At 42.5% G+C, this 23,166-nt stretch carries 13 protein-coding genes and 1 tRNA gene; 11 read left to right on the forward strand and 3 right to left on the reverse strand.

Annotated elements, in window-relative coordinates; genetic code table 11:
• The first annotated feature begins 93 nt into the window (after window positions 1-93).
• From DF947_RS01755 to DF947_RS01800, 10 genes are all read left to right on the forward strand, one after another.
• Entirely contained in the window at window positions 94-1,266 is a 1,173-nt protein-coding gene (locus DF947_RS01755; protein WP_158526211.1) for a FecR family protein, read from the forward strand.
• A 221-nt stretch (window positions 1,267-1,487) separates the two neighbouring features.
• Window positions 1,488-4,832, forward strand: a complete 3,345-nt coding sequence (locus DF947_RS01760) for a SusC/RagA family TonB-linked outer membrane protein (protein WP_109927965.1) — start codon at window positions 1,488-1,490, stop codon at window positions 4,830-4,832.
• Between the two features lie 13 nt (window positions 4,833-4,845).
• A complete protein-coding gene (locus DF947_RS01765; RefSeq protein ID WP_158526212.1) occupies window positions 4,846-6,297 on the forward strand; it encodes a RagB/SusD family nutrient uptake outer membrane protein in 1,452 nt (483 codons plus the stop codon).
• Between the two features lie 110 nt (window positions 6,298-6,407).
• Window positions 6,408-7,292 (forward strand): hypothetical protein, encoded by an 885-nt coding sequence (locus DF947_RS01770; protein ID WP_109927967.1) that lies wholly within the window; start codon window positions 6,408-6,410, stop codon window positions 7,290-7,292.
• A 10-nt stretch (window positions 7,293-7,302) separates the two neighbouring features.
• Window positions 7,303-10,320, forward strand: a complete 3,018-nt coding sequence (locus DF947_RS01775) for an amidohydrolase family protein (protein WP_109927968.1) — start codon at window positions 7,303-7,305, stop codon at window positions 10,318-10,320.
• Between the two features lie 99 nt (window positions 10,321-10,419).
• Window positions 10,420-12,642 (forward strand): glycoside hydrolase family 2 protein, encoded by a 2,223-nt coding sequence (locus DF947_RS01780; RefSeq protein ID WP_109927969.1) that lies wholly within the window; start codon window positions 10,420-10,422, stop codon window positions 12,640-12,642.
• A gap of 4 nt (window positions 12,643-12,646) precedes the next feature.
• On the forward strand, window positions 12,647-14,926 hold the full coding sequence (locus tag DF947_RS01785; RefSeq protein WP_109927970.1) for a glycoside hydrolase family 78 protein: 2,280 nt from the start codon (window positions 12,647-12,649) through the stop codon (window positions 14,924-14,926).
• A 406-nt stretch (window positions 14,927-15,332) separates the two neighbouring features.
• Complete coding sequence (locus DF947_RS01790; protein ID WP_146202865.1) at window positions 15,333-16,559, forward strand: hypothetical protein; 1,227 nt, start codon at window positions 15,333-15,335, stop codon at window positions 16,557-16,559.
• A 2-nt stretch (window positions 16,560-16,561) separates the two neighbouring features.
• Window positions 16,562-17,575, forward strand: coding sequence for a hypothetical protein (locus tag DF947_RS01795; RefSeq protein ID WP_109927972.1), 1,014 nt, complete (start codon window positions 16,562-16,564; stop codon window positions 17,573-17,575).
• Between the two features lie 2 nt (window positions 17,576-17,577).
• Complete coding sequence (locus DF947_RS01800; RefSeq protein WP_109927973.1) at window positions 17,578-19,407, forward strand: metallophosphoesterase; 1,830 nt, start codon at window positions 17,578-17,580, stop codon at window positions 19,405-19,407.
• Between the two features lie 20 nt (window positions 19,408-19,427).
• On the opposite strand, the gene DF947_RS01805 is transcribed toward DF947_RS01800, so the two are convergent.
• The 3 genes from DF947_RS01805 to DF947_RS01815 all read right to left on the reverse strand — a co-directional run bounded on the left by DF947_RS01805 (window position 19,428) and on the right by DF947_RS01815 (window position 21,740).
• Entirely contained in the window at window positions 19,428-20,027 is a 600-nt protein-coding gene (locus tag DF947_RS01805) for a hypothetical protein (protein ID WP_109927974.1), read from the reverse strand.
• A gap of 171 nt (window positions 20,028-20,198) precedes the next feature.
• A complete protein-coding gene (locus DF947_RS01810; protein WP_240615301.1) occupies window positions 20,199-21,437 on the reverse strand; it encodes a site-specific integrase in 1,239 nt (412 codons plus the stop codon).
• Between the two features lie 230 nt (window positions 21,438-21,667).
• A tRNA-Lys gene (locus tag DF947_RS01815) sits at window positions 21,668-21,740 on the reverse strand.
• 321 nt (window positions 21,741-22,061) lie between these two features.
• Here DF947_RS01815 and DF947_RS01820 point away from each other — a divergent pair.
• Window positions 22,062-23,057, forward strand: coding sequence for a formylglycine-generating enzyme family protein (locus DF947_RS01820; RefSeq protein WP_240615302.1), 996 nt, complete (start codon window positions 22,062-22,064; stop codon window positions 23,055-23,057).
• The last annotated feature ends 109 nt before the right edge of the window (window positions 23,058-23,166 follow it).

Below are 23,166 nucleotides of genomic sequence, written 5' to 3' on the forward strand. Positions count from 1 at the left end.
GCTTTAATTATTTTTTGATTTCCATTACCCCTTTAATAGGGCGTTTTTACTCTTTAGCATAAAGGGGCATTATTGGCTCTAAGAAAAATGCTTATGGCGCAACCAATCAATCATTTATTTCAGCGGTGCCTAGAGGGCCAAGCTACCCGCTCAGAGCAGCAGGAACTTTACGCACTGATCAGTGATGAGCGCAACGATGAGGCCCTGATGAGAGAGATCGAGACGGCTTATGAGCGCTTTGTCTATCAGAAAAACCCCTTTAGCCCACAGGTCGAAGCGCGTATGTTAAGCTTGATCACCAGCAAAGACCTGCCGAAAAGAAAACCTGTGAAAATGACGGCCATTAAACGCTGGCGATGGGTGGCTGTGGCTGCCGCCGCGGCCATTGTCATTTGCATTTTTGGCATCCATCTATACCGGGTCCAGCAGCTTGAATCCGCCACGGATAACGCCGTGATCCTGGCGCAAAAAATCAGCCCGGGCAACCAGGGCGCCACACTGACACTTTCCGATGGCCGCAAGATCGCGCTAAACGATCAAGCTAGCGGTACCCTGGCGCAGGAAGCTGGGACTAGAATTATCAAAACCGTCAATGGTGGCATTCAGTATCAGCCCGGTGATGGCGCTGGCAGCCTAAACTATAATAGCCTTGGAACGGGGAAGGGACAAATCTACAGCCTGAACCTGCCCGATGGAACAGTGGTTTGGCTGAACGCGGCCTCTTTCATCCGTTATCCGAGCAATTTTGCAGCTAAAGGCAACAGGAGCGTAGAACTCAAGGGTGAGGCGTACTTTGAAGTGGCCAAAGATAAATCAAGGCCATTTGTCGTGACCTCCGGAAGTCAGACCGTAGAAGTACTGGGGACACACTTCAATGTCAACGCCTATGAGGATGAACCAAATCAAAAAACAACCCTAATCGAAGGAAGCATCAAAGTGGCTGTTCCCGGAGTTCAAAAACTGATCAACCCCGGAGAGCAGGCCAGCTTTACCAAGGGGCTACTACAAGTAGCCACTGCCAATACAGCAGATGCCATTGCCTGGAAAGAGGGAAAATTCCGTTTCAACGAAACGCCCATGGAAGAGCTCCTGCGACAGCTTGGACGCTGGTATGATTTGCAGCTGGAATTTCCAACTGGAGTGCCCCAAAGGCAATTCTCTGGCGGGATCAATCGGAACGTACCACTATCATCGGTATTGCAACTGCTAAAAGATGCGAAAATCAATTTTCGCTTAAACGGACGAAAACTCATCGTATATAACTAACATCAATTATTACCAATTACAGATCAACCAACCAAACCAAAAAATGAAGAAAAAAATACCCTCCGGATAAGGAAACAGACCAGCTAGGTGGACGAAAAAAAACCGGAAAGTGTTCTCAGCACAATCCGGCAATATTATCGGGCCAACCTTCCGTTATGGCCGGGCCATAGACGGTAAATGATTTACAAGGATTTCTCCAATCAACCCAACAAAACAAATGTATGAAATTTAATATGTTTCACCTCAGGCTGCGCCAATATTGGCCGCCGGCAAAAGTTTTACGAATTATGAAGCTAACCACTTTCATAATGATCCTGGCCTTAAGTCAGCTCAGTGCCAAAACCCTCGCGCAGAAAATCAACCTGCAGTTTTCCAACACGCCGGTCGAAAAAGTCCTGCAACAGATTACCCGCCAGACCGGGACGGAATTTCTGTACGATTCGGGCGAACTCAAAAATAAGAAGATCAGCGTTAACCTCAGCGGCGCGAGCCTGGATGAAGCCTTGGGCACTATGTTGACCCCTTTAGGCCTGGAGTATAAAATCCGCGATAAAAATGTCGTTATTTCCCGCACCGAGGTGTCTATACTTGATAAAATCAAAAACTTTTTTTCTGATATCGATGTCCGGGGACGCATTGTAGACGAAGCTGGCAGACCTTTGGCAGGCGTAACGATAAAAATGAAAACGAATAGTCGGGGAACAATCAGTAATGCAAATGGCGAATTTTCGTTAAAAAATGTTGGTGAAAATACATTATTAGTTTTCAGCTTTCTGGGACGTGAGACTATTGAGATGCAAGCAAAAGAAGACGTTGGGCAGATAAGTATGATTCTTAGTGATTCAAGACTTGACGAAGTAGAGGTGACCGCATACGGAAAAACTACCCAGCGTTTAACAACTGGGAACCAAATCACCATCGGTTCCAAAGATTTAGAAAAGAATCCCGTTACCAATGTATTAATGGCATTACAAGGTAGGGTTCCAGGATTGAACATTGCACAACAGTCAGGTTTTGTTAACGCTGGTGTTCGGTATCAAGTCCAGGGGAGTAATAGTATTCTAAATGGAAATGATCCCTATGTATTGGTGGACGGGGTGCCATATTTTTCAACGCTTCAAGGAAATCTGCTCGATGTGGGTAGTTCAGGTACGAGAGCTAATCAGGCTAATGGAAGTCCGCTTAGTTTTCTAAATCCCTCAGATATAGAGAGTGTTACTGTTCTTAAAGATGCAGATGCGACGGCTATATATGGTTCAAAAGCTGCCAATGGAGCAATCTTGATTACAACAAAAAAAGGAGCCAGCGGGCCTTTGAAAGTTGATTTTCAATTTCAGCATGGCCGGAGTGCGCCTGCACGCCATCTGGATTTGATGAACACCGCCCAATATCTAGAGATGAGGCGAGAAGCGCTAAAAAATGATGGACTTAGTTTGCGACCTGTAGATTACGATATCAATGGAGTATGGGACAATACTCGCTATACTGATTGGCAAAAGGAACTCATAAATAATTCTGCAAGCTTTACACAAGCAAATGTAACTCTCTCGGGCGGAACCAATAACGTAACTTATCTGATTGGAACGAGTTTCAATCGGCAAACCCCATCAATCAAAGGTGATTTTAATGACAAAAAAGCTTCAATGCATTTTAATCTGAACGGGACTTCAAAAAATCAGAAGTTTAAATTCCAGTTTACCGGAAGTTATATGGATGATGTCAATCGCTTGCCGGTCACCGATCCTACAGCGGTAGCATTGAGACTTGCTCCGACAGCTCCACCACTTTACAATCAGGACGGAAGCCTCAATTGGATGCCGAACACCTCAGGGGCAACAACCTTTAACAATCCTGTAGCAGCATTGGAAAATACCGTAAAGGATCAGACCCAGTCTTTAACAACAAATGTACTGATGGGCTATGAACTATTAAAAGCTTTTAATTTAACGCTTAACGCGGGATACAACCGTTTAACTACTTATCAGCTCAGCAAGTTGCCAGTTGAAGCAAATACACCGGAAAACATTGAGAATGGCGTGCTTGCCAGCGCTGGATACCTCAATAATCGTCAGATTGGTTGGAATATCGAACCCCAATTAACCTATAAAAGACAGACTTCATTTGGAAATTTAAATTTCCTACTGGGTTTGACTGCTCAGCAGTCAGATATGCAGAGTCAGGGCTTTAGCGGTGAAGGATATGTCAATACCGCTGCTATGGATGACCCCGGTCAGGCTAGCCAGATTTTTAAGAGCTATGGCGCGATGCCGCAGCTTTATAAATCTCATGCGTTGTTTGCTCAGGCTGGCTATAATTATGATATGAGATTTCTACTGAACCTTACTGCCAGACGAGATGGAAGTAGTAGGTTTGGTGCTAATAATAGGTTTCATAACTTCGGTGCAATTGGTTTAGGCTGGCTGTTTTCAAATGAAAAATGGTTAAAAGACAATAGCTTTTTTTCTTATGGTAAAATGAAATTTAGTTACGGAATTACAGGAAACGACCAAATCGCCAATTATCGATATTTAGCCCTCTACAGTAGCAATAGCGGTGACCTCACCTATGGTGGTGCCAGTAGTCTGGGGCTTTCACCAGTATACGCAATCGGTAACAATGATATTCAATGGGAGGAAACTCGTAAGTTAAACATCGGACTCGATCTTGGTTTTTTCAAAGACAGGGTATTACTTAGCGCGAATTACTACCTCAATCGAAGCAGTAACCAGCTTTTGGAGCGGGATATCAGCTCCACGGCAGGCGCGACTAAAATTACCGCAAACCTTCCGGCAACCGTCCAGAATACAGGCCTGGAACTTACCCTGAATACCACAAATTTACAGACAAAATCCATAAACTGGAACACCAGCTTTAACCTGACTGTACCAAGAAACAAGCTCGTTGCTTATGAGAACCTCAACCAGTCCAGTTTGGCCAGTCAATACATAGTGGGTGAATCCCTAGATGTTAGACAACTCTACCCATACGCCGGCGTTGATCCACAAACAGGTGTTTATACCTTTATTGATCATAATGGAAACCGTACAAGTAATCCGGATTATTTCAACGACAGGACTGTCAGAGTAAATGTTGGTCAACGCTTTTACGGAGGAATTGAAAATTCACTTTCCTACAAGGGTTTCGGTATTAGCTTTCTTATAACCTTTGTAAGACAAATTGCATCGTTAAATTACCAAGCTTATAATCCTGGTAGGCTGAATATCAATGTTCCAGTTAGCTTTCTCGATCGTTGGCAAAAGCCTGGCGATGTAGCAACCTTTCAACGTTATAATTCAAACAACAGTCTGGCAACTTCTCGAAGCAACTTAAATGAAAGTGAGGGTAATTATGGTGATGCCTCATACATCAGACTCAAAAATCTGTCTTTGTCATATACGCTGCCAGAAAAATTCAGGAATAGTCTACTGCTGAAAAACACAAGGATTTTTGTGCAGGGCAATAACCTGTTGACCTTTACGAAATATCAAGGTATCGATCCGGAGACCTTAATTATTTCTATGCCACCTATGCGCCTCATTACTTTCGGAGCACAAGTTTCATTTTAAATCCCATATGATCATGATATCAGCTAAAAAAACAACAATAACCAAAGATAGCTTTTGCAGCCTGTTTATGAGCTGTGCCATGGCACTGTTCATTTTGTTTTCAGGATGTAAAAAACTTGTTGAAGTACCTTCACCTAGCAGCACAGTAGATATTGAAAATGTCTACAATGATGATGTAACAGCTGCAGCAGTACTTAATGGGATGTACACGGAACTATCATTGAGACCAGGCTTAGAAGTTACCTCATCGGCATTTCTGAGTGTAGCGCCAGGTCTTTCGGCAGATGAACTAACACTTTTCGCTAACAACGACAGCTACATCGATTACTATCGTAACAGTCTCAACGCAAATTCGGTGAATAATGTCCTCTACTGGTCTGCAGGGTATCATCGGTGTTATGCTTCCACAGTTGCAATAGAAGGTCTTACCAAGGCTGATAAGCTAACACCGGATTTACGCAGACAGTTGCTTGGTCAGGCATATTTCTTAAGAGCATTCCAGTTTTTTTATCTTACCAGTCTTTATGGAGATGTTCCCTTGCCATTAACCTCAAATTACAAAGTAAACGAATTGTTGCCTCGCGCTCCTTCAGAAGAGGTCATGAACCAAGTTATTGCAGACCTCAGAACAGCAGAAACATTGGTAAGTGAAAATTATATTGATGTTAAAGGTAAAAAAGAAACTTCCACTCGTATTACACCCAATAAGGCCGCAGTGCAAGCGATGCTGGCCAGAGCTTACCTGTTCAAAAGCGACTATCAAAATGCTGAAAAATGTGCCACAGCCGTTATCAATCAAACTTCTCGCTACAAACTGGTGCCGCTCGATGAAGTTTTTCTCGCGAACTCCTCAGAAGCCATCTGGCAATTACAACCCGTGATCAATGGTGCAAATACTCAAGATGGATTGATTTTTATTTTGCCTTCAAGTGGGCCTGGAGATTCTTATCCATTTCTACTTGATAATCAACTTGCTGTTTCATTTTCCGTTAACGATCTTCGCAAGAAAAAATGGGTTGGAACCTGGACAGATGGCACTCAAACAGTCAACTATCCTTTTAAATACAAAATCGGCAACCTTGGCGAACCGGTGACGGAATTTAAGATGGTTTTGAGATTAGCCGAAGTTTACCTTATTCGTGCAGAAGCACTTGCAAGACTTGGCAGAATTGAGGAATCTAAAACAGATCTGAATGCAATCAGGAGCCGTGCTGGTGTTGCTTCAGTCACAGCCACAAATCAGCAAGCAGTGATAGACGATATCATAAATGAGCGTCGCCTGGAACTGTTTACAGAGTGGGGTGATCGTTGGTTCACCCTCAAGCGTACCGGAATTATTGACCAGGTAATGCCAGGAGTCTCAGTTCGCAAAGCAAGCAGCTGGAACAGTAACTGGCAACGTTATCCCATCCCGAAACGGGATCGAGACCTCAATCCAAATCTGAGCCAGAACGCAGGATATTAAAACGGAATATCATCAGGCGCCGGATGAAACCGGCGCTTCAATATTTTTTATACGGTTTCCATCGTGTATAAACTTCGCCTTTGCTCACCTATTTCAAAATCTTAACAAAAATGAAACAAACGGTTTTAAAAATCCTATTGATATTATTAGGCTTTTTTTTCTTTACCCATTATAACCTCAGGGCCCAGGTTATGCCATCTAACAGCGATGTGGCTGAAGGGCACAGCGCCAAAAATTCAAACAGTATGCTAATGCTGCCAATACTCGGATATTCTGCTGCCCAGCAAGATAGTCTTGATGTTACCGCAATCGCTTCGGAGTACTTAAAAAAACTCAAAGATCCATCAAGTGAGGTAAAACTCGCTCTCCTCTCGACTTATCTAATAAATTCAAATGATACTCTTGTTATGAGAGCGGCATTGAGGTGGTTAAAGAAAATCATCAAAAAAAAACAACTTTCTGTTAATGTCAGGCTTGGTTTAATTGATCTGCAGTCCGCCATCTTGCTTAAAACCGGGCAGGGGACGAAAGCCTTAGTGAACCAACAACTACTTCTATGTCTTGCTAAGAAAAATAATATATCAAACATTCAATGGGAAAGAAATATTGAAAACATAAAAACACATCTTAGGAGTAGTTACGAAAAAGACCTCCAAATGAAAAGCTGGAACGCGTTTGTGCAAAAATTTCATTCTTATCTGATCCTGACAGATTATGAAGTCCTTCCGGAATTCGTAAATAATAATGCCTGGGATGTTTTCTTGAACGTGAGTGACCCACGCTTACTTAAGATTGCGCTCACTTGGATGAACCGACTCCTTTCAATCCATTCTAACGCAACATTTACCGATACCAAGGCGAATTTGCTGTATAAAATCGGAAAGCGAAACAAGGCAATAGAACTTCAACGGAGAGTCATTGAAATGGCAAGGGTGAGCGGAGAGCCACTTACAGAATTCGAAACGACTTTGCAGAAAATGATTCAAGGTCGCTAAACAAAAAACTATGAACAAGTTCGTTATTTTCTTGCTTAACATATACTTGAGCGCCATGTATTCCGTAGCATCTGCCCAACTACCGATGAGGGCGACGCGCTGGATGAAGCTAAATGTAACGGAAGGAACCCGAATGAATGTTGATGTTTCTCCAGATGGCAAGACACTGGTTTTCGATTTACTTGGAGAAATTTTTATGCTACCAGAGCAAGGAGGACAAGCAAGACAACTTAGCCGGGGACTAGCTTTAAATTTTCGACCCCGTTTTTCTCCAGCCGGCAACAGTATTACATTTATCAGCGATGCTTCAGGAAAACTGTCACTGCACATTCGTCGATTCGATACCGGGCAGAGGCGATGCCTTGACCTAGATAACATCAATACGAATACGGAATACTATTTCAACACTCTGGGCGACACAATATTTTTAGCCGGTCAGCGAGTAGATATCCGGTCCGGACACCGTATAAAAGAAACTGAATCGCTTGCTGAATGGAAACGGATTAATTCCGATTATGCATATCAGTACCAACCTTTTGGCAATAAATCAATTCTGGTATTGAAAAACCTTAAAAATGGCTTAACGAGACACTTTCTGAACTCACTTCATACGGCCTCAAATTTGTTGATTTCCCATAGTGGACAATACGTTGTATACACAGAAAACAATCGGGCGCTAATAATTGCTGACGAGACTGGAAAGCTTGATACCTTGGTCTCAAGGTTAAATCTGAACAAGGATCATTATAATCCGCAACCAATGATGAGTTTCAGTGCAAATGACCGATATTTATATTGTGCTTATCAAGGTAAAATCCATAAGATAGATCTTAAAACCCGAGAAAACAAAATCATTCCCTTCTCCATTAAGGCAAACTTCGCACTTGCAAAGCTGAAACACTTTAGTCAGATAATTACCCAAAATCGTTTTCGAGCGAGATACCTCCGAGGTATTCAGCGGCGAATAGATGGTAAGCAATTTCTTTTCTCCACCATGAACAGAGTTTACACCCAAAACCTGCCTCATGGCAAACCAAAACCAATCTATGACAGGGGACCAGCTCAATATCAGGGTGTGTATTCGACAGATGGCAAGTGGATAGCATATGTCTGCTGGGACGAGTTCACAGGAGGATCTGTGTGGAAAATTTCTTCCGATGGGCAAAACAAGCCTGTGCTTCTTGCAGCAAGCGACAATCAATATCAGCGGCCCTGCTGGTCAATAGACAATACCAAGATTAGTTGGATTTGCGGGAAGTCTACAAAAGATCGAGATGATCCTGGAATCGGAAAACTGCAGCTTCTTGATCTGATGAGCAAAAAAGTTTTCATTTTAAAAGACACTATAAATCTCTGGAACAAGCTTAGTTTTTCAAAGGATGATCAATCCATTTACTTCCAACCTTATGTGGGACCATATGAAGAAAATCTGCAGCCAGTTCCCGCGCTTGAATGCATAAACTTGGAATCAAGAGAAATACATCCTTTAGCATATAGTGCATTCACGACTTATGATTTCGGAAAGTACTATAAAACCGGGCGTTGTATCTCTCCAGACCGAAAGTTCATAGCATTTTCTGCGGGCGAAGATATTTATTTGCAAACGGTAAAGCCGGACAGCACACTACTTTTTGATCCATCTCATTTTGCTTATGGAGAAAAGCTAGGTAGTGGCGTCGATCCTTACTGGGAGAAAGAAAATATTCTGTGTTGGACTTTTGCGAATCATTTTTACCGAATTGATGTAAGAAAATTTCAAGCTGACTTCAAAATAAAACCAACTTTTACAATTGAGCTGAAAATACCGTACGCTAAAAACGCTCATCGTTTTGCTTTGACCAATGCAAGGCTGTTGACTATGAACAAGGGCCGTATTATTGAGAAAGGGACCGTGCTCATCGAAAATGGCAAAATCATCGCTGTGGGGGGAAGTAACCGAGTCAGCATTCCCCAACGGACCGTAAAAATTAATCTGATGGGGAAAACTGTAATACCAGGGCTGATTGATGTCCACGCACATGTTCGTGTAATACCTGATATTTTCCCGAGCCAGTTCTGGAAATTCCAGGCTAACCTGGCTTATGGCGTGACAACGATTCACGATCCCTCATTAAGCTATGATGGCTACGGTTATTCGGAACTTCTTAATTCTGGAAAGATGACAGGCCCCCGCTTATTCCACGTAGGAAAAGCGGTAAGGGCGCAAAACGTTTCTCATTGCAATACCTTGCAAGAAGCACTGGAAGTGGTTAAAAAGCGAAAAGATATGGGTGGATTAACGGTAAAACAATACATGCTAAAACACCGCATTAATCGCCAGTATCTGGGTATGGCTAGTGGGATTTATAAGCTCAATATGACCAATGAGGGGTATTGGGACCTTCCTGATCAACTTGGAATGCTTAAAGATGGCAGTTCAGGTATCGAACACAATCCGGTATGGGGTGACCTCTACGATGACGTTGTTCAATTTTATGCCAGAAGCGGAACGGTCTTGACCGGTGCTTTGCAACATGCCTATGGGATGTTAGGTGCTAAATATTATTTAAACAGCACTTACTGGAATTTCACTGAAGAGAAACTGAGAAAGTTTTGGCCCAAAGAGGCGATCGCCTCTCTTGTGGAGCCGAGCTATGAACAAATGAGTACCCAACTTGAATTTATTTCATCCGCCAGTATTGATGCGCGTATATATAAAGCTGGAGGCAAACTTGCGCTCGGTAGCCACGGCGAAAACCAGGGGATCGGTGTCCACAATGAACTGTGGGCTATACAGATGGGTGGGCTCAGTAACCTGGAGGCCCTGGAAGTCGCCACCATTCGCGGTGCCGAAGCATTGGGGCTGCAAAAATACCTCGGATCGATCAGCCGAGGCAAATTTGCAGACCTGGTTATACTAGAACAAAATCCGCTCAAAGATATCCACAACAGTAAAAAAATCAGTTTTGTCATCAAGGACGGGGTGATCTATGATGGCAATACCTTAAAGATCATTAGCCCAGAGCAGCTAAAAAAAACAAAAAAATAAGATTAGCAAATAGTTATTCAAGCCTTTTCAATTGCCATAAGCAAAAGGATTGGCGGCACCGCGTGTTCCGTCAGCCACTAACCAAACACATATCGAAACATGAAAAAAATACTTTTTCTAGCCTTACTCGTTCCCTTGATGACCAAGGGGCAATACCAGCGACAACCCATTTCAATAGAGACCCGCTGGGCCAAAAATGTCAGCGCGCAAAATGCCCTACCTGAATACCCGCGTCCACAAATGGAACGCAAGTCATGGACCAACCTTAATGGCCTCTGGGATTATGCCATTACTAAAAAAGACGAGAAGCCAGCTGGCTTCCAGGGCCAGATCCTGGTGCCATACCCCATAGAATCCTCACTTTCGGGCGTTAAAAAGGCCTTACAGCCCGATCAGTCCCTTTGGTACAAACGCAAATTTACCGCTGGCGCATCTGGTAAAAAGACCCTGCTTCATTTCGGCGCGGTGGATTACCTGGCTACCGTTTATGTAAACGGCGAACTTGCCGGTACCCACGAGGGCGGCTACACCGCCTTTACCATCGACATCACCCACCTTATCCGCAAAGGGGAGAACGAACTGCTCCTTAAGGTCTGGGACCCAAGCGACCGTGGCTATGGCCCGCATGGAAAGCAGGTACTCAATCCGGCTAGTATCTATTATACGCCAAGCTCCGGCATCTGGCAAACGGTCTGGATAGAAGCAGTGGATCCGCAATACATCAACAAGCTTTCCATCACCCCGGACATCGACCAAAACCTGGTGAACATCACCGTGCATTCCAACGCCGATAGTCCGGTTACGCTGACCCTGGAAGGCAAGAGCGTTAAAGGTTCCGCTAACACCCCGATAAGCATTAAGATCAACCAGCCCAAACTCTGGTCGCCGGGAAATCCTTATCTCTACAACTTCACGGCCAGACTGGGCAGTGATGAGGTCAAAAGTTATTTCGGGATGCGAAAAGTCGCGGTGCAACAGGATGAAAAAGGGCAGGAGCGCATCTTTTTGAATAACAAACCCTATTATAACCTGGGCACGCTCGATCAGGGCTTCTGGCCAGATGGACTTTATACCGCCCCGAGCGATGAAGCACTGGCCTTCGACATCAAAGCAATAAAGGCGATGGGTTTTAACACCATTCGTAAACACATCAAGGTTGAGCCTGCACGCTGGTATTACCATGCTGACCGCCTAGGCATGCTCATCTGGCAGGACATGATCAACCCCAATCAGCGATTGCCACAGGGCAGCAAAGAAGCCTTCGAAGCCCAATCCAAGGAAATCGTAGCTCAGCTCCACAACTCTCCGGCGGTGACCACCTATGTGCTGTTCAATGAAAAATGGGGACAATACGACCAAGCCCGCCTGACCACCTGGTTAAAGCAGGCCGATCCATCAAGGCTAGTTAACGGACATTCAGGAGAATACCTCTATGTGAATAACCAGCTGCGTTCTCCTTCACCAAATGCCTACATCAATGCAGATATCACCGATGTACACGCTTACCCCGCTCCGATGAATTCCTTAAAGATGGCAGGCAAGGCTCAGGTATGCGGCGAATTCGGCGGTATCGGGGTATTCATCCCCGATCACCAGTGGAACACCGATGAAGCTTGGGGCTACGTGCAGGAAAAACCAGCTGATCTGGACAATAAATATACCGCCATGGTCGCCCAGCTTGAAAAATTCAAGGTAGAGGGCATGAGCGGCTCTATTTATACCCAACCATTTGACGTCGAGGGGGAGCAGAACGGGCTGATGACTTATGATCGTGAAATCGTTAAGGTTCCTTTTGCCAAATTGCGTGAAATTCACCTGAAGCTTAATCCCGATGCCGGTAAAAATATACCAACCGTTAGCGCGCAAAATGCCGACCTGACGGATCCCGAAGTATTAGCTGCAAAAGCCCGTGCTGCTTTTGCAGCCGGAGCACGAGATCAGTCCACGATCAAAACCATTGCCCGAAACCCGGGGACCATCAACGGGGAAAGCTTTAAGCTGATGGTTAAACATCAACCAGACTTCAGAAAAGCGATGGGTAACATTAAATATTCCGAGCTGATGACCGGGCTAATCTTCTCAGGGGCTATTCAGCCTATGTTCGCTGAAGAGAAATCCTGGGAAGAAATCGGTGAAAGCCTAACCAAAAGCTATGGCGAAATCGGTGAAGAAAGTTATTTAAAGATTAAATGCATAGGTACCGCAGGCGGACAGGAATGGGACAAGTTCGTTCCGGCAGCGAAATTGTATCTGGAAAAATATGGGGAAAATTTAAAACAGCAGGATAAAGCGCAATTAGAGCAGTTACTTTCAGAACACTAAAGCCATGAGAAAATCAAAATTAATCGCGCTGATTGGATTGCTACTGCTCCTCGCCTCATCAACCCATGCACAAAAGCTGATTTGGCAGGTCAAATGGATCCAAACAAGTTTAAAAGAGGATAGCCTGCGCGCAGCTCAATATTTCTCCAAAGCTTTTATCACCAAATCTGCCGTTAAAAGCGCCACCCTATATATCACCGCGCGCGGGATGTACGAGGCCAATATCAATGGCAAAAGGGTGGGCGATGCTTACCTGTCTCCAGGTTGGACGAGTTACGATAAACGCATTGCCTATCAAAGCTATAACGTATCAGACCTACTTAAAAAAGGCGAGAATAAATTGAACGTCATCCTTGGCGACGGCTGGTATCGTGGCGCTATCGGGTTTGAAGAGCGCAGGGACTATTACGGTAAAACACTTGCTTTGCTTTGCCAGCTCGAAGTGAAGTATAAAAATGGCAAAAAGGAAATTATTGGATCGGACGAAAGCTGGCGATGTGGGGAAGGACCGATCCGCTTTTCGGAGATCAATAATGGCGAAACAATAGATGCCCGCGTAGCAGTCAAGACCGAAATGCCGGTTGTTATCGCTAATTTCAACTATCAAGGACTTTTTCCATCCGAAAATGAACCCATCCGAAAACATGAGCTTTTCAAGCCAAAATTGCTCATCACACCAAAAGGAGAAAAAGTACTGGACTTTGGTCAGAACTTAACCGGCTGGATCGCGGTGAAAGCCAAAGGTCCCGCTGGAACCACCATCAGTTTGGAGCATGGGGAAGTGCTCGACAATAAAGGAAATTTTTATATGGGCAATATGCGTAAGGCGAGGGTGAAAGCTACCTATATTCTTGCGGGAAATGGAGCAGAATATTACGAGCCCCACTTTACCTATTTTGGCTTTCGCTACGCGCGGGTTACCGGTTACCCTGGAGAAATTTCCCCAGATGATTTCGAAGGCATCAGCCTATATTCTGACGTTCAATCGACCGGAAGCTTTACTTGCAGTAACCCACTTATCAATCAGTTGCAAAGTAATATAACTTGGAGTCAGCGCGGAAATTTTCTCGACGTACCCACCGACTGTCCACAGCGAGATGAACGCCTGGGCTGGACGGGCGATGCCCAGGTATTTTTCCGCACGGCGGCATTCAATTACCGTGTCGATAAGTTTTTCAATAAATGGCTCGAAGACATGGCGCTGGACCAGGGTGCTAGTGGCATCATTCCATCGGTCATTCCTAATATGTACTTTGGCGCAGATGGATCTGCCGGCTGGGCGGATGCGGCAACCATCATTCCATGGCAACATTATCTGGTTTATGGCGATAAAGCCTCGCTTGCCAGACACTACCCAATGATGAAAAAATGGGTGGATTACGTGAAAGGGCAATCACAAAATGACCTGTGGCGTTCTGGATGGCAATTCGGCGACTGGCTTTCTTACCGTCCCATGGATGACAACGGAACCGAGGCGGTGACCGATAAATTCCAGATTGCTCAATGCTTCTGGGCCCATTCGACCCAGAATCTAATTAATGCCGCTAAAGCCTTAGGTAGAACTGAAGATGTGGTCTTTTATTCAGCTCTATTAGAACGCATTAAAATCGCTTTTCTAAAAGAATACTTTACCCCAAATGGCCGGCTGATGAGCAATACCCAGACCGCTTATGTACTGGCTTTGCACTTTGATATGCTGCCCGAAAATGCGCGCACTAAGGCCGCGGCGTATTTGGTTGAAAATATACGCGCCTACGAGGATCACCTGACCACTGGCTTTCTAGGTACCCCGTACCTATGTGAAGTGCTGACCAGGTTTGGCTACCCGGATGTTGCCTATCAGCTGCTAAACCAAAAGACCTACCCAAGCTGGCTGTTTTCCGTGACCAAAGGCGCCACCACGATTTGGGAACGCTGGAATGCGGTGCTGCCAACTGGCGAATTTTACAATCCCCATATGAACAGTTTTAACCATTACGCCTATGGCGCGATCGGAGACTGGCTGTACCGTACCGTGGCTGGTATCAATACCGATACAGCTGGTGTAGGGTATAAAAAAATCATCATCAAACCCATTCCGGGCGGTGGGTTGACCTGGGTCAAGGCCAATTATCTTTCCAAATACGGAAAAATAACTGCTAACTGGAAAATTACCGGTGGGCGCCTAAGCCTGGATGTTGAAATCCCGGAAGGCACAACTGCCGAAATCTTAGTGCCAAGTGTGGATGGTAAAGATTTCCAGCTGCACCAGGTGATTGCAGGGAAATACCATTATGAGCGGTAATGAGATTTTAAGAAAAGACTGCAAGAAATAGATAAATAAATGGTTATAGAGAGGCCATAGGTCCTGCCGGATGGCAGGGCCGTTTTTTGTTACCCATTTCCCTATTTTGATAAACATAACAATTTGCAGTTTCGGCAATGAGTTGTAATCTACAATATTACTTAATGCATAAATGAATTAATGCAAGTGACTGGCAATAGTGTTGTGATTTTATTAACTGACATAGTCTTTTTTAAAATATAGAATTACGGATGTTGAAATAATCGCAGTAATTTTTTAAGTTTGGTAAACGCTCCGATATGACTACAATAATCCATAAGAAGGCCACTATCATTTCCTACGATCGTAACCGGCCGATAATTTTCTATATAGGCAATCGTGTAGTGTTTAATTAACTAATTTCAAGGTGCTAGAAGAAAACATCATCCATTTAGATTCTCCGGATCAGAAGCGATTTACGTCATACCGATTTTATAGTGAGCTGTTAAGTGATTTGAATGAATATTATCGTTCTGATTATAAGGGGGCAGCACCAGTGATTTCTTTGGATCGATCGCTGCGAATTGATCCAAGCGTTTTACCTCTTCTAATGGCTCTTGGGGCTTTCCTTAAGGAGTTTCATAAGCAGAGCATATCGCTAGAAATGGACAACGACTTGAGTTCGAATGGAATCATAAGGTTTCTGCAGCAGAGTGATTTTTTACATATTGTTGGCGATCATGATAACCCAAACTGGCCTAATGCTAAAAGAATTTTCAAGTTCAATAGAGAGGCAATTGGACAGTTTAGTCAAAGAGGAGAGTTGAGATTTGACCATAAAATACACCTTTACAGTAGAAATGACCCTGGTCTTAGGTTAATCAATTTGATCGATGATGGCGAAAAACGCAGGGATGCATTGATAGAGCATTTTTCTTTCCTTGCCACTTCACATTTCGAAAACCTCGTGAATGATATTGGGACAGACAATTTTATTAAAACTCAATTTGTTCAGATCATATCCGAACTCATCACCAACGGTATTTTCCATTCCGGCTCAGATGTTTACATGATGATGTTCAGTAACCGGTTTAAAACCAGTTGTTCAATAGCTGATATAGGAGTGGGCTTATTTGATACTATCATGGCGAAAGAGAAGACGGCCTATTACAATCCTGGCGGGCTCATGGGAATACTAAGCCAGAAGATCACCGTTAGTATGGCACCTGTAACCCAGAAATGTGCTTTTTCAATTTTTGAGACTTTCTACTATTCGATGTTGAAGGATCGTCAGGGAATGTTTGATTTGATGCTCAAGGTGGTAATCAGATGTCAGGGATATTTCAGACTACATTACGATAACGTTCAAATTATTGTTTCGTCTAGAATGTTAAATGAACTGTCTATGCTCCAGGAAATTCGAACCGGGATATGGCGCTGTCATTCATGGTTTCTTTTAAATCCTGAATTATCAGATGAATACCATCAACAAATGCTCTCTTTATCCGATCAGGGGCAAAAAGCAATTATCTCGCTTGCTGAAGGCATATTTAGAAACTATACCCAGGACGTTCAATTTTCTGCAATACGGATTTTCCAGGTAAGGTTTAAAGGAGTGCATGTTGAAGCTGAAATACCAACAAACGTCAATTAGGCATGGTGATATCAAAAATTATATATCAGGATTGCGTGTATTTCAATCTACATGCTGAACAGTCATTCACAGGCAGTTTTCTTGCTGATAAGGGAGATTCTGGCATTAATATATGTGAGGGAATTTTTGGCACTGAATTAACGCTGGAAACCCTTAGTAATATTGAGACTTCGCTCGCTGATAGCGCTGATTACCGAGCACTTTTAGACTTTAGGGGCATTCGGGATGTGCAGGCTAATCTATTTAAAGTAGTGATCGAGCTTACTAAGCTGGTTAAACGATTGGCATTCATAAATGTCACCGATAAGATTATTGAAAAGCTAAATCTTGGTTTTTTTACCAAGGGAAATGTGCTTATCGAGGGGGGATACCAGCTATTTGTTTTAACCACCGAGGTTGAGACTTTTGAAATGGTTGATCCATTTTCTTTATTCAAGCATAAATTCACCGATCTATTGGTGTCAAATACCCTTGACAATAAAGGAGATAGTGCTTTCCGGCACAATAGTCCAGTTTATATACCGAAATTTATTGATGTGAAGGGAATAATCATCGCTGACCCTTCCTTTTTTACTTATGTCATTTACTATATGGCGATCAATATCAATCAACATGACAGCTGGAATGTTGTCGGAGATAATCCTATCTTATTTTGTCAGAATTTAAACGGTTCTTATATCTGTTCGATACTTTCGAGATTTCTTAAGTGGGATATGCTTTCTATGGATCACATCGGGCCTGCGAACAAGGTCTATAGCAGCATTGGGAATAAAATTCGCTCAGAGGCACGCTACTTAGTAATTTCTGATGTGATCTGTCTAGGTACGGAAATTAAAATCTGCCAAAACATCATCAATTATTCTGGAGGTAGATATTTGGGGAATGCCTGTGTGGTTAAAATCGAAACACTTCTTGCCGAACATCAGGACAAAAATTCGGTGAGTGTTTTTAGTATAACCGAAAGCAATAATCCGATAGACTTTAAAATTTTAACTGCATTATCTCCACAAGCTTAGCGATGGCCGATCGAATCATCATACACCTCTCAGATTTGCACGTAACTTATCACTTCGATAATAATGGCGTGCCGTTAAAAAAAGTTGGCTCAAATCTTTCCACAGACCTAGCCCTCACAGATAATAGCAGATACGCCGAACAGTTCTGCAAGCTCATAGAAACAGAATACCCCAACGCTAGGAAATACCTGGTAATTACTGGAGATATTGCAGAACAAGGGATGCTGGAAGAATATGAAGCTGCTTCATTGTTTTTGGAAACTTTAATAACAAGGTTGAAGTTGGAGCGGTCTGATCTACTCCTCATTCCTGGAGACCATGACATCAACAGATTAAATTTGCAGATTGCCCATTCAAAAAGTGATAAAAGTAGACATGCTTTTGAAATGAATGAGGCAAAGTTCGATGATTTCTCAAAATTCTATTTTGAGGTACTGAAAATTCCATTTGCCTTTGATAATATGGTTTGCAACCATCTGGTATTGGAACCAGAAAAGCTATTACTAGTTGGATTGAATTCAAACGCCAAGATCGGTGCCCATAATGGCTTGGGATATATCCATATAGATAAACTCTCGATAGAATTAGCTGAGCTAGAGAAAAAATTTGCCGATTATTCCAAAGTAGCATTTGTTCATCATAACCTGGATGGTCAATATGAAGATAAAAAAAGTGGACAATGGGATGCTGCCAATAAAGTTGATTTAATTCAAATTTTCGGCCAATACAAATTTAATGCTGTTTTTTACGGTAATGAGCATACACCGGCATCGAACCGCGAAAATGACTTGGTATATATCTCCACAGGATCCTTTGCTAAAAATGATGCACCAAACGGTTTCAGGGTTTATCAAGTAAATACTCAAAATGGAGGCCTCAGCCTAATTAACAAGCGCTACTCGCTAATCAACGACAACGCTAAGACCGCTCCGCAGTGGGGTAGCTGGTCTATACTTAACATTCGCGGTGCTAATGAAAATTTGCCTGAGATTGAACTCCGTAAGCCTTTGCCTGTCGCTGCTGCAGCTCCACCGGAAGATATATTCGGCAACACGGAAATCGTCAAAGAGGCCGGCGAGGAGTTTGAGGAAGTATCCACAATCGAGGAATCAGAAGCAAATCTCCAAAATGAAAAGGAAGCTGCGATAGTTTTGAGGACTCCTGAACTAAATTTTGAAAACTCGTATTCCGATAAGATATTCCGCATCATCAAAGAAAAAAAATTGTTCCTATCAGGTCACTTTCATTGGAGCGATAGTTCCAAAGCGCATAATTGGATAAATGTCCCCGTGTTTTTATCAGACATGGATCATCTCCAACTTGCCCAGAAAGCCGTTTTTGAGGTTGTTACAGAAAATGATTTGAAATACGATTTTGTCTTGGGACTTGGAATTGAAGGCAATATTCTGGCAACTTATACAGCACTCCGATCGGGAACCACTTATTCTTATTTGCCTTATTCTTACCGTTACCAAGATCACGCGGTGTATGAAAAAAATATTCATATCGAGAATAATGGTAAATATCAAAATATATTGGTGATAACCGATGTAATTAATAATGGGAAAACCGTAGAGAGATTGATTGACAAGGAAACTGAATTTTTTAAAGATGTAAAATCCATTAATGTTGTAAGTCTATTTTATACCGGCGATCCACAAGCAAATCCTCTAAATTATGATCAAAATACCAACGTAAAAAATTTCTATGTGACCCACATGAAGGTGGAGAAGTGTCCGTACGATGAAAATTTTAGGAAAACCTGTATGATCTACAGAGAAAAAATGGATTGTGTTCATGAATTTTACGATGCAAATCAGGGTAGCAATTGATAACTTGCCAATACTGTGTATTAAGCGAACAAACTCAGCTGTACCTGTTTTATTTTGAAGGCTTTAATACTCTTTAAGGTTGCCAGAATGATTTTCTGATTATAATTAACGGTGTCGCTGTCGCCAGCATGTAGCTCCATTTTGTTCTTTAATTTCATCAGCGCCTCATTAAGGGCGCTTTCCCTGGAACTAAACCGCTCGTCATGAACACAAATACCGCAAGAAGATCCTGCAGTGCCATAATTGATACTCATGCCATAGGCCCACATACCATTTGGACCATGGCCCAACGTAATTGTGGAATATGTTCCATAGCGATCCATTTCAACGATACCGAGTTTTAATTCTTCCTGGTCTAGAAACACCGGCTTTCTCAGCCAACCGTATCGATCAAAATCTATCAACTCAAAGCCAAACTCCAATCCTTTGCGGTAAGCATGGACATTCAACAAAATCTGATACATCCTGTCTCCAAATAAAGTGAACCATTTTAATTTTTCCAGATCATTGGCATTGGAGGCCTCAACAATTTCATTGAAGGTATGAACTTCATGTTGACATAGGTTATATTCATTTCTGAAAGCATTAAGATTTTCTCTTCTAAAAAGTTTAGGTACCATAATAAATTAGATTAGTTTCAAATGCTATCATAACATAGCTGGACGTTCAAACCAGCAAGGGCGGAGCGAAGCGGAGTTTATAAACCCTTGATGGTTTAGGACGGCTCAGCTGTAGATTTGCAGTTGAAAAACTATCTAATAAAATTATGGCTATTAACAACGTTTGGATTCTCATTCAGTATGTGTCAACGCTGTATATTTCTTTCTGAGCCCTGCCATATCCCTGCCCACTTTATCATCCAGAATCTTCGCATAAAGCTGGGTTGTACGGATATTGGTATGTCCAAGCATTTTAGATACACTCTCGATGGGAACATCGTTCATTAACGTAACCGTTGTCCCAAAAGTTCTTTTTGCAATACGGTTGCCAAGTATTTTGTTAATCCCGGCCAGTTTAGCTACGTCGACCAAATATTCATTAATTTTTTGATTGCTGGTTAATGGTAAAGCTCGGCCTTCATTGACACAAGCCGGATGATCTGCATATTTCGAAAGGATCTGCTCCGCTATCGGAAGCAAGGGAACAGCAACACGTATATCGGTTTTTTCACGGTGTATAAAAATCCATTTCTCCCCATCAACACCCAGTGCAATATCCGTAAGTTTTAAATGCTTGACATCTATATAAGAAAGCCCAGTAAAACAGCTGAAAAGAAAGAAATCCAGGACTTTCGAAAGATATTCCTGTGTGATTTTCAGTGTCACCATTCTATCCAGCTCATCTGGGGTGAGGTAATCTCTATGTACAGGCGCAGTCTTTAACTTGTAGCCCCTAAAAGGATCATGTTGTATCCATTTCCAATTCAGGCACAACCGTATGATTTTACCGAAATTTTTAAGATGTTTGGACGCAGTATTATTGCCATTATCCTTAACTGTCCGCAAATAGAAATCAAAACCTTCTAGAAACTGGTAATCGATTTTTTTAACTTTAAAATCGCTTTCACCATAGCTACTTTCCAGGTATGCGATCAAATGTCTTCGCAACACTTCAAACCTCTTCATCGTTCCTATGGCATATTCACCCTTTGCAACCAGGGCGCGCATCCGCGAATTATGAATGTCCAATGCATCAAGTATGGTATATTGCTTTCCTTCCTTGCCTAAGAACAGGTTTTTTAAGCTTTCCGCTGTGATTTCCTTTTCCTCCAAAGTAAGTTTGGTGTATAGGGCATTCACTTCGGCCTTTACCTTTTCCAGATAACTATTGAGAATCTTATCATCTTGCCTGCTGCCAGTGACTTTACCTGCTTTCGAGTTCCATCTTTCCAGATTGCAGGTCCGGTTGGTTGCCATTTCAGCCCGCTTTCCATCGACGGTGATACGCAAATAAATAAAACAAGCGATTCCGGGTTCAAATTTTTTCGGCTTTTTTAAAAAGTAAAGCACACTAAGATTGGTTTTCATCATCAAAAACGTTTAGGTAAAACAAAATTAGCATTGCAGAAAAACCAATGATATCTACTAGATATCAACAGCTTAAAGCGAAAAAGGGGAGTCGGTATGAGTGAAAAAAGACGCGCCGAATGACGCACTTTTTATATGAAAAACCCTGAACATTTTCGGATTTTGCATAAAAAACAAAACCCTGCAATCATTTGATTTGCAGGGTTTTAGGTCGTTTTGATATTGCTATCTCGTGATCCCGCTGGGATTCGAACCCAGGACCACTACATTAAAAGTGTAATGCTCTACCAGCTGAGCTACGGAATCGACTTTAATAAAACGTTATGCGTTTTCTTTAAAGTGGTGCAAATATAGGGTTCTGATGCATTTCCTGCAAATAAAAATTTTTAAAATAAGCTACTATATTGATTTATAGGCAAATTAATTATTGTTGGCTGTTTTTCTGAAGATAATTAATAATTTTAGCCTATTGATTTATGCTAATTTTTCAATTGAATCCCGATTATGACCAAATGCCTGAGCTTCCTTTATATTTTTCTAACCCTATTTATTTTTGCCTGTTCCTCAACTTCAAATAAAGAAGATGCTGAAGCACAACATAAAAAAGATTCTTTAGCCTCTTGCGAAATGAATTTACCAAGTCGCTATGGCTCAGGTTTAGACACATCTAGTTTTAAGAGTAATAAAGTGAGTCATGATGGAATGGTTTATCTTAAAGCGGGTGAATTTGGAATGGGCGCTTCAGACAAGGAAGGTCGAGAAGACGAATATCCGCTACATAAAGTAAAAATCTCATCTTTTTGGATAGATGTAACTGAAGTTACGAATGCAAGTTTTAAGAAATTTGTAAAAGAAACAGGCTACATAACCACTGCAGAGCGTAAGCCAGATTGGGAAGAAATGAAAAAACAACTTCCGGCGGGAACACCAAAACCTGCAGATAGTGTTTTCGTAGCCGCATCTTTGGTTTTTTATCAACCCAAAAGCATTACCAGTTTAAATGATGCATCGCAGTGGTGGCGTTGGGTTAAAGGAGCAGATTGGAAACATCCCCAAGGAACAAGAAGTAACATCAATGGAAAGGATAATTATCCTGTAGTACACGTTTCTTGGGATGATGCAATGGCTTATTGCAAATGGGCAGGCAAAAGACTACCAACTGAAGCAGAATGGGAATATGCCGCCCGCGGTGGTTTAAATAATGCCTTGTACCCTTGGGGAAATGAGGATATAGAAAAAGGGAAACCGAAATCGAATACCTGGCAGGGGAGTTTCCCGCTTAAAAATACAGATTGGGATGGTTTTAATGGCTTGGCAGCAGTAAAACAATTTAAGCCCAATGGTTTTGGCTTGTACGATATGGCAGGCAATGTTTGGGAATGGTGCAATGATTGGTATCGCCCAGATTACTATGCCTCTTTGAGTGGTGTTAGCAATAATCCACAAGGCCCTGGCGACAGCTATGATCCAATGGAGCCCACCATTCCAAAAAAAGTGGTTCGAGGCGGTTCTTTTATGTGCAACGCATCTTACTGCAAGGGTTATCGAGTTACGTCTAGAATGAAAACCTCTACCGATACCGGTTTGGAACATACGGGTTTTAGATGTGTAAGCTCCAATTGAAACCGTGTGTGCAAGGGATTTAATTAAAAATCACGCAAACGTTTGAGTAAAAATAATCTGAAATATTTGTTTAGTTTGGTGCTGTCAATTTAAATAAAACCACCTAAAC

Origin of the sequence: Pedobacter paludis, assembly GCF_003173575.1 — a bacterium.
Taxonomy (GTDB): Bacteria; Bacteroidota; Bacteroidia; order Sphingobacteriales; family Sphingobacteriaceae; genus Pedobacter; species Pedobacter paludis.

Excerpts from the sequence above, each read along its gene's own strand:
- DF947_RS01755 (WP_158526211.1), top strand. The coding sequence starts at position 94 with ATGGCGCAACCAATCAATCATTTATTTCAGCGGTGCCTAGAGGGCCAA.
- DF947_RS01760 (WP_109927965.1), top strand. The coding sequence starts at position 1,488 with ATGAAATTTAATATGTTTCACCTCAGGCTGCGCCAATATTGGCCGCCG.
- DF947_RS01765 (WP_158526212.1), top strand. The coding sequence starts at position 4,846 with ATGATATCAGCTAAAAAAACAACAATAACCAAAGATAGCTTTTGCAGC.
- DF947_RS01770 (WP_109927967.1), top strand. The coding sequence starts at position 6,408 with ATGAAACAAACGGTTTTAAAAATCCTATTGATATTATTAGGCTTTTTT.
- DF947_RS01775 (WP_109927968.1), top strand. The coding sequence starts at position 7,303 with ATGAACAAGTTCGTTATTTTCTTGCTTAACATATACTTGAGCGCCATG.
- DF947_RS01780 (WP_109927969.1), top strand. The coding sequence starts at position 10,420 with ATGAAAAAAATACTTTTTCTAGCCTTACTCGTTCCCTTGATGACCAAG.
- DF947_RS01785 (WP_109927970.1), top strand. The coding sequence starts at position 12,647 with ATGAGAAAATCAAAATTAATCGCGCTGATTGGATTGCTACTGCTCCTC.
- DF947_RS01795 (WP_109927972.1), top strand. The coding sequence starts at position 16,562 with ATGGTGATATCAAAAATTATATATCAGGATTGCGTGTATTTCAATCTA.
- DF947_RS01800 (WP_109927973.1), top strand. The coding sequence starts at position 17,578 with ATGGCCGATCGAATCATCATACACCTCTCAGATTTGCACGTAACTTAT.
- DF947_RS01805 (WP_109927974.1), bottom strand. The coding sequence starts at position 20,027 with ATGGTACCTAAACTTTTTAGAAGAGAAAATCTTAATGCTTTCAGAAAT.
- DF947_RS01810 (WP_240615301.1), bottom strand. The coding sequence starts at position 21,437 with ATGATGAAAACCAATCTTAGTGTGCTTTACTTTTTAAAAAAGCCGAAA.
- DF947_RS01820 (WP_240615302.1), top strand. The coding sequence starts at position 22,062 with ATGAATTTACCAAGTCGCTATGGCTCAGGTTTAGACACATCTAGTTTT.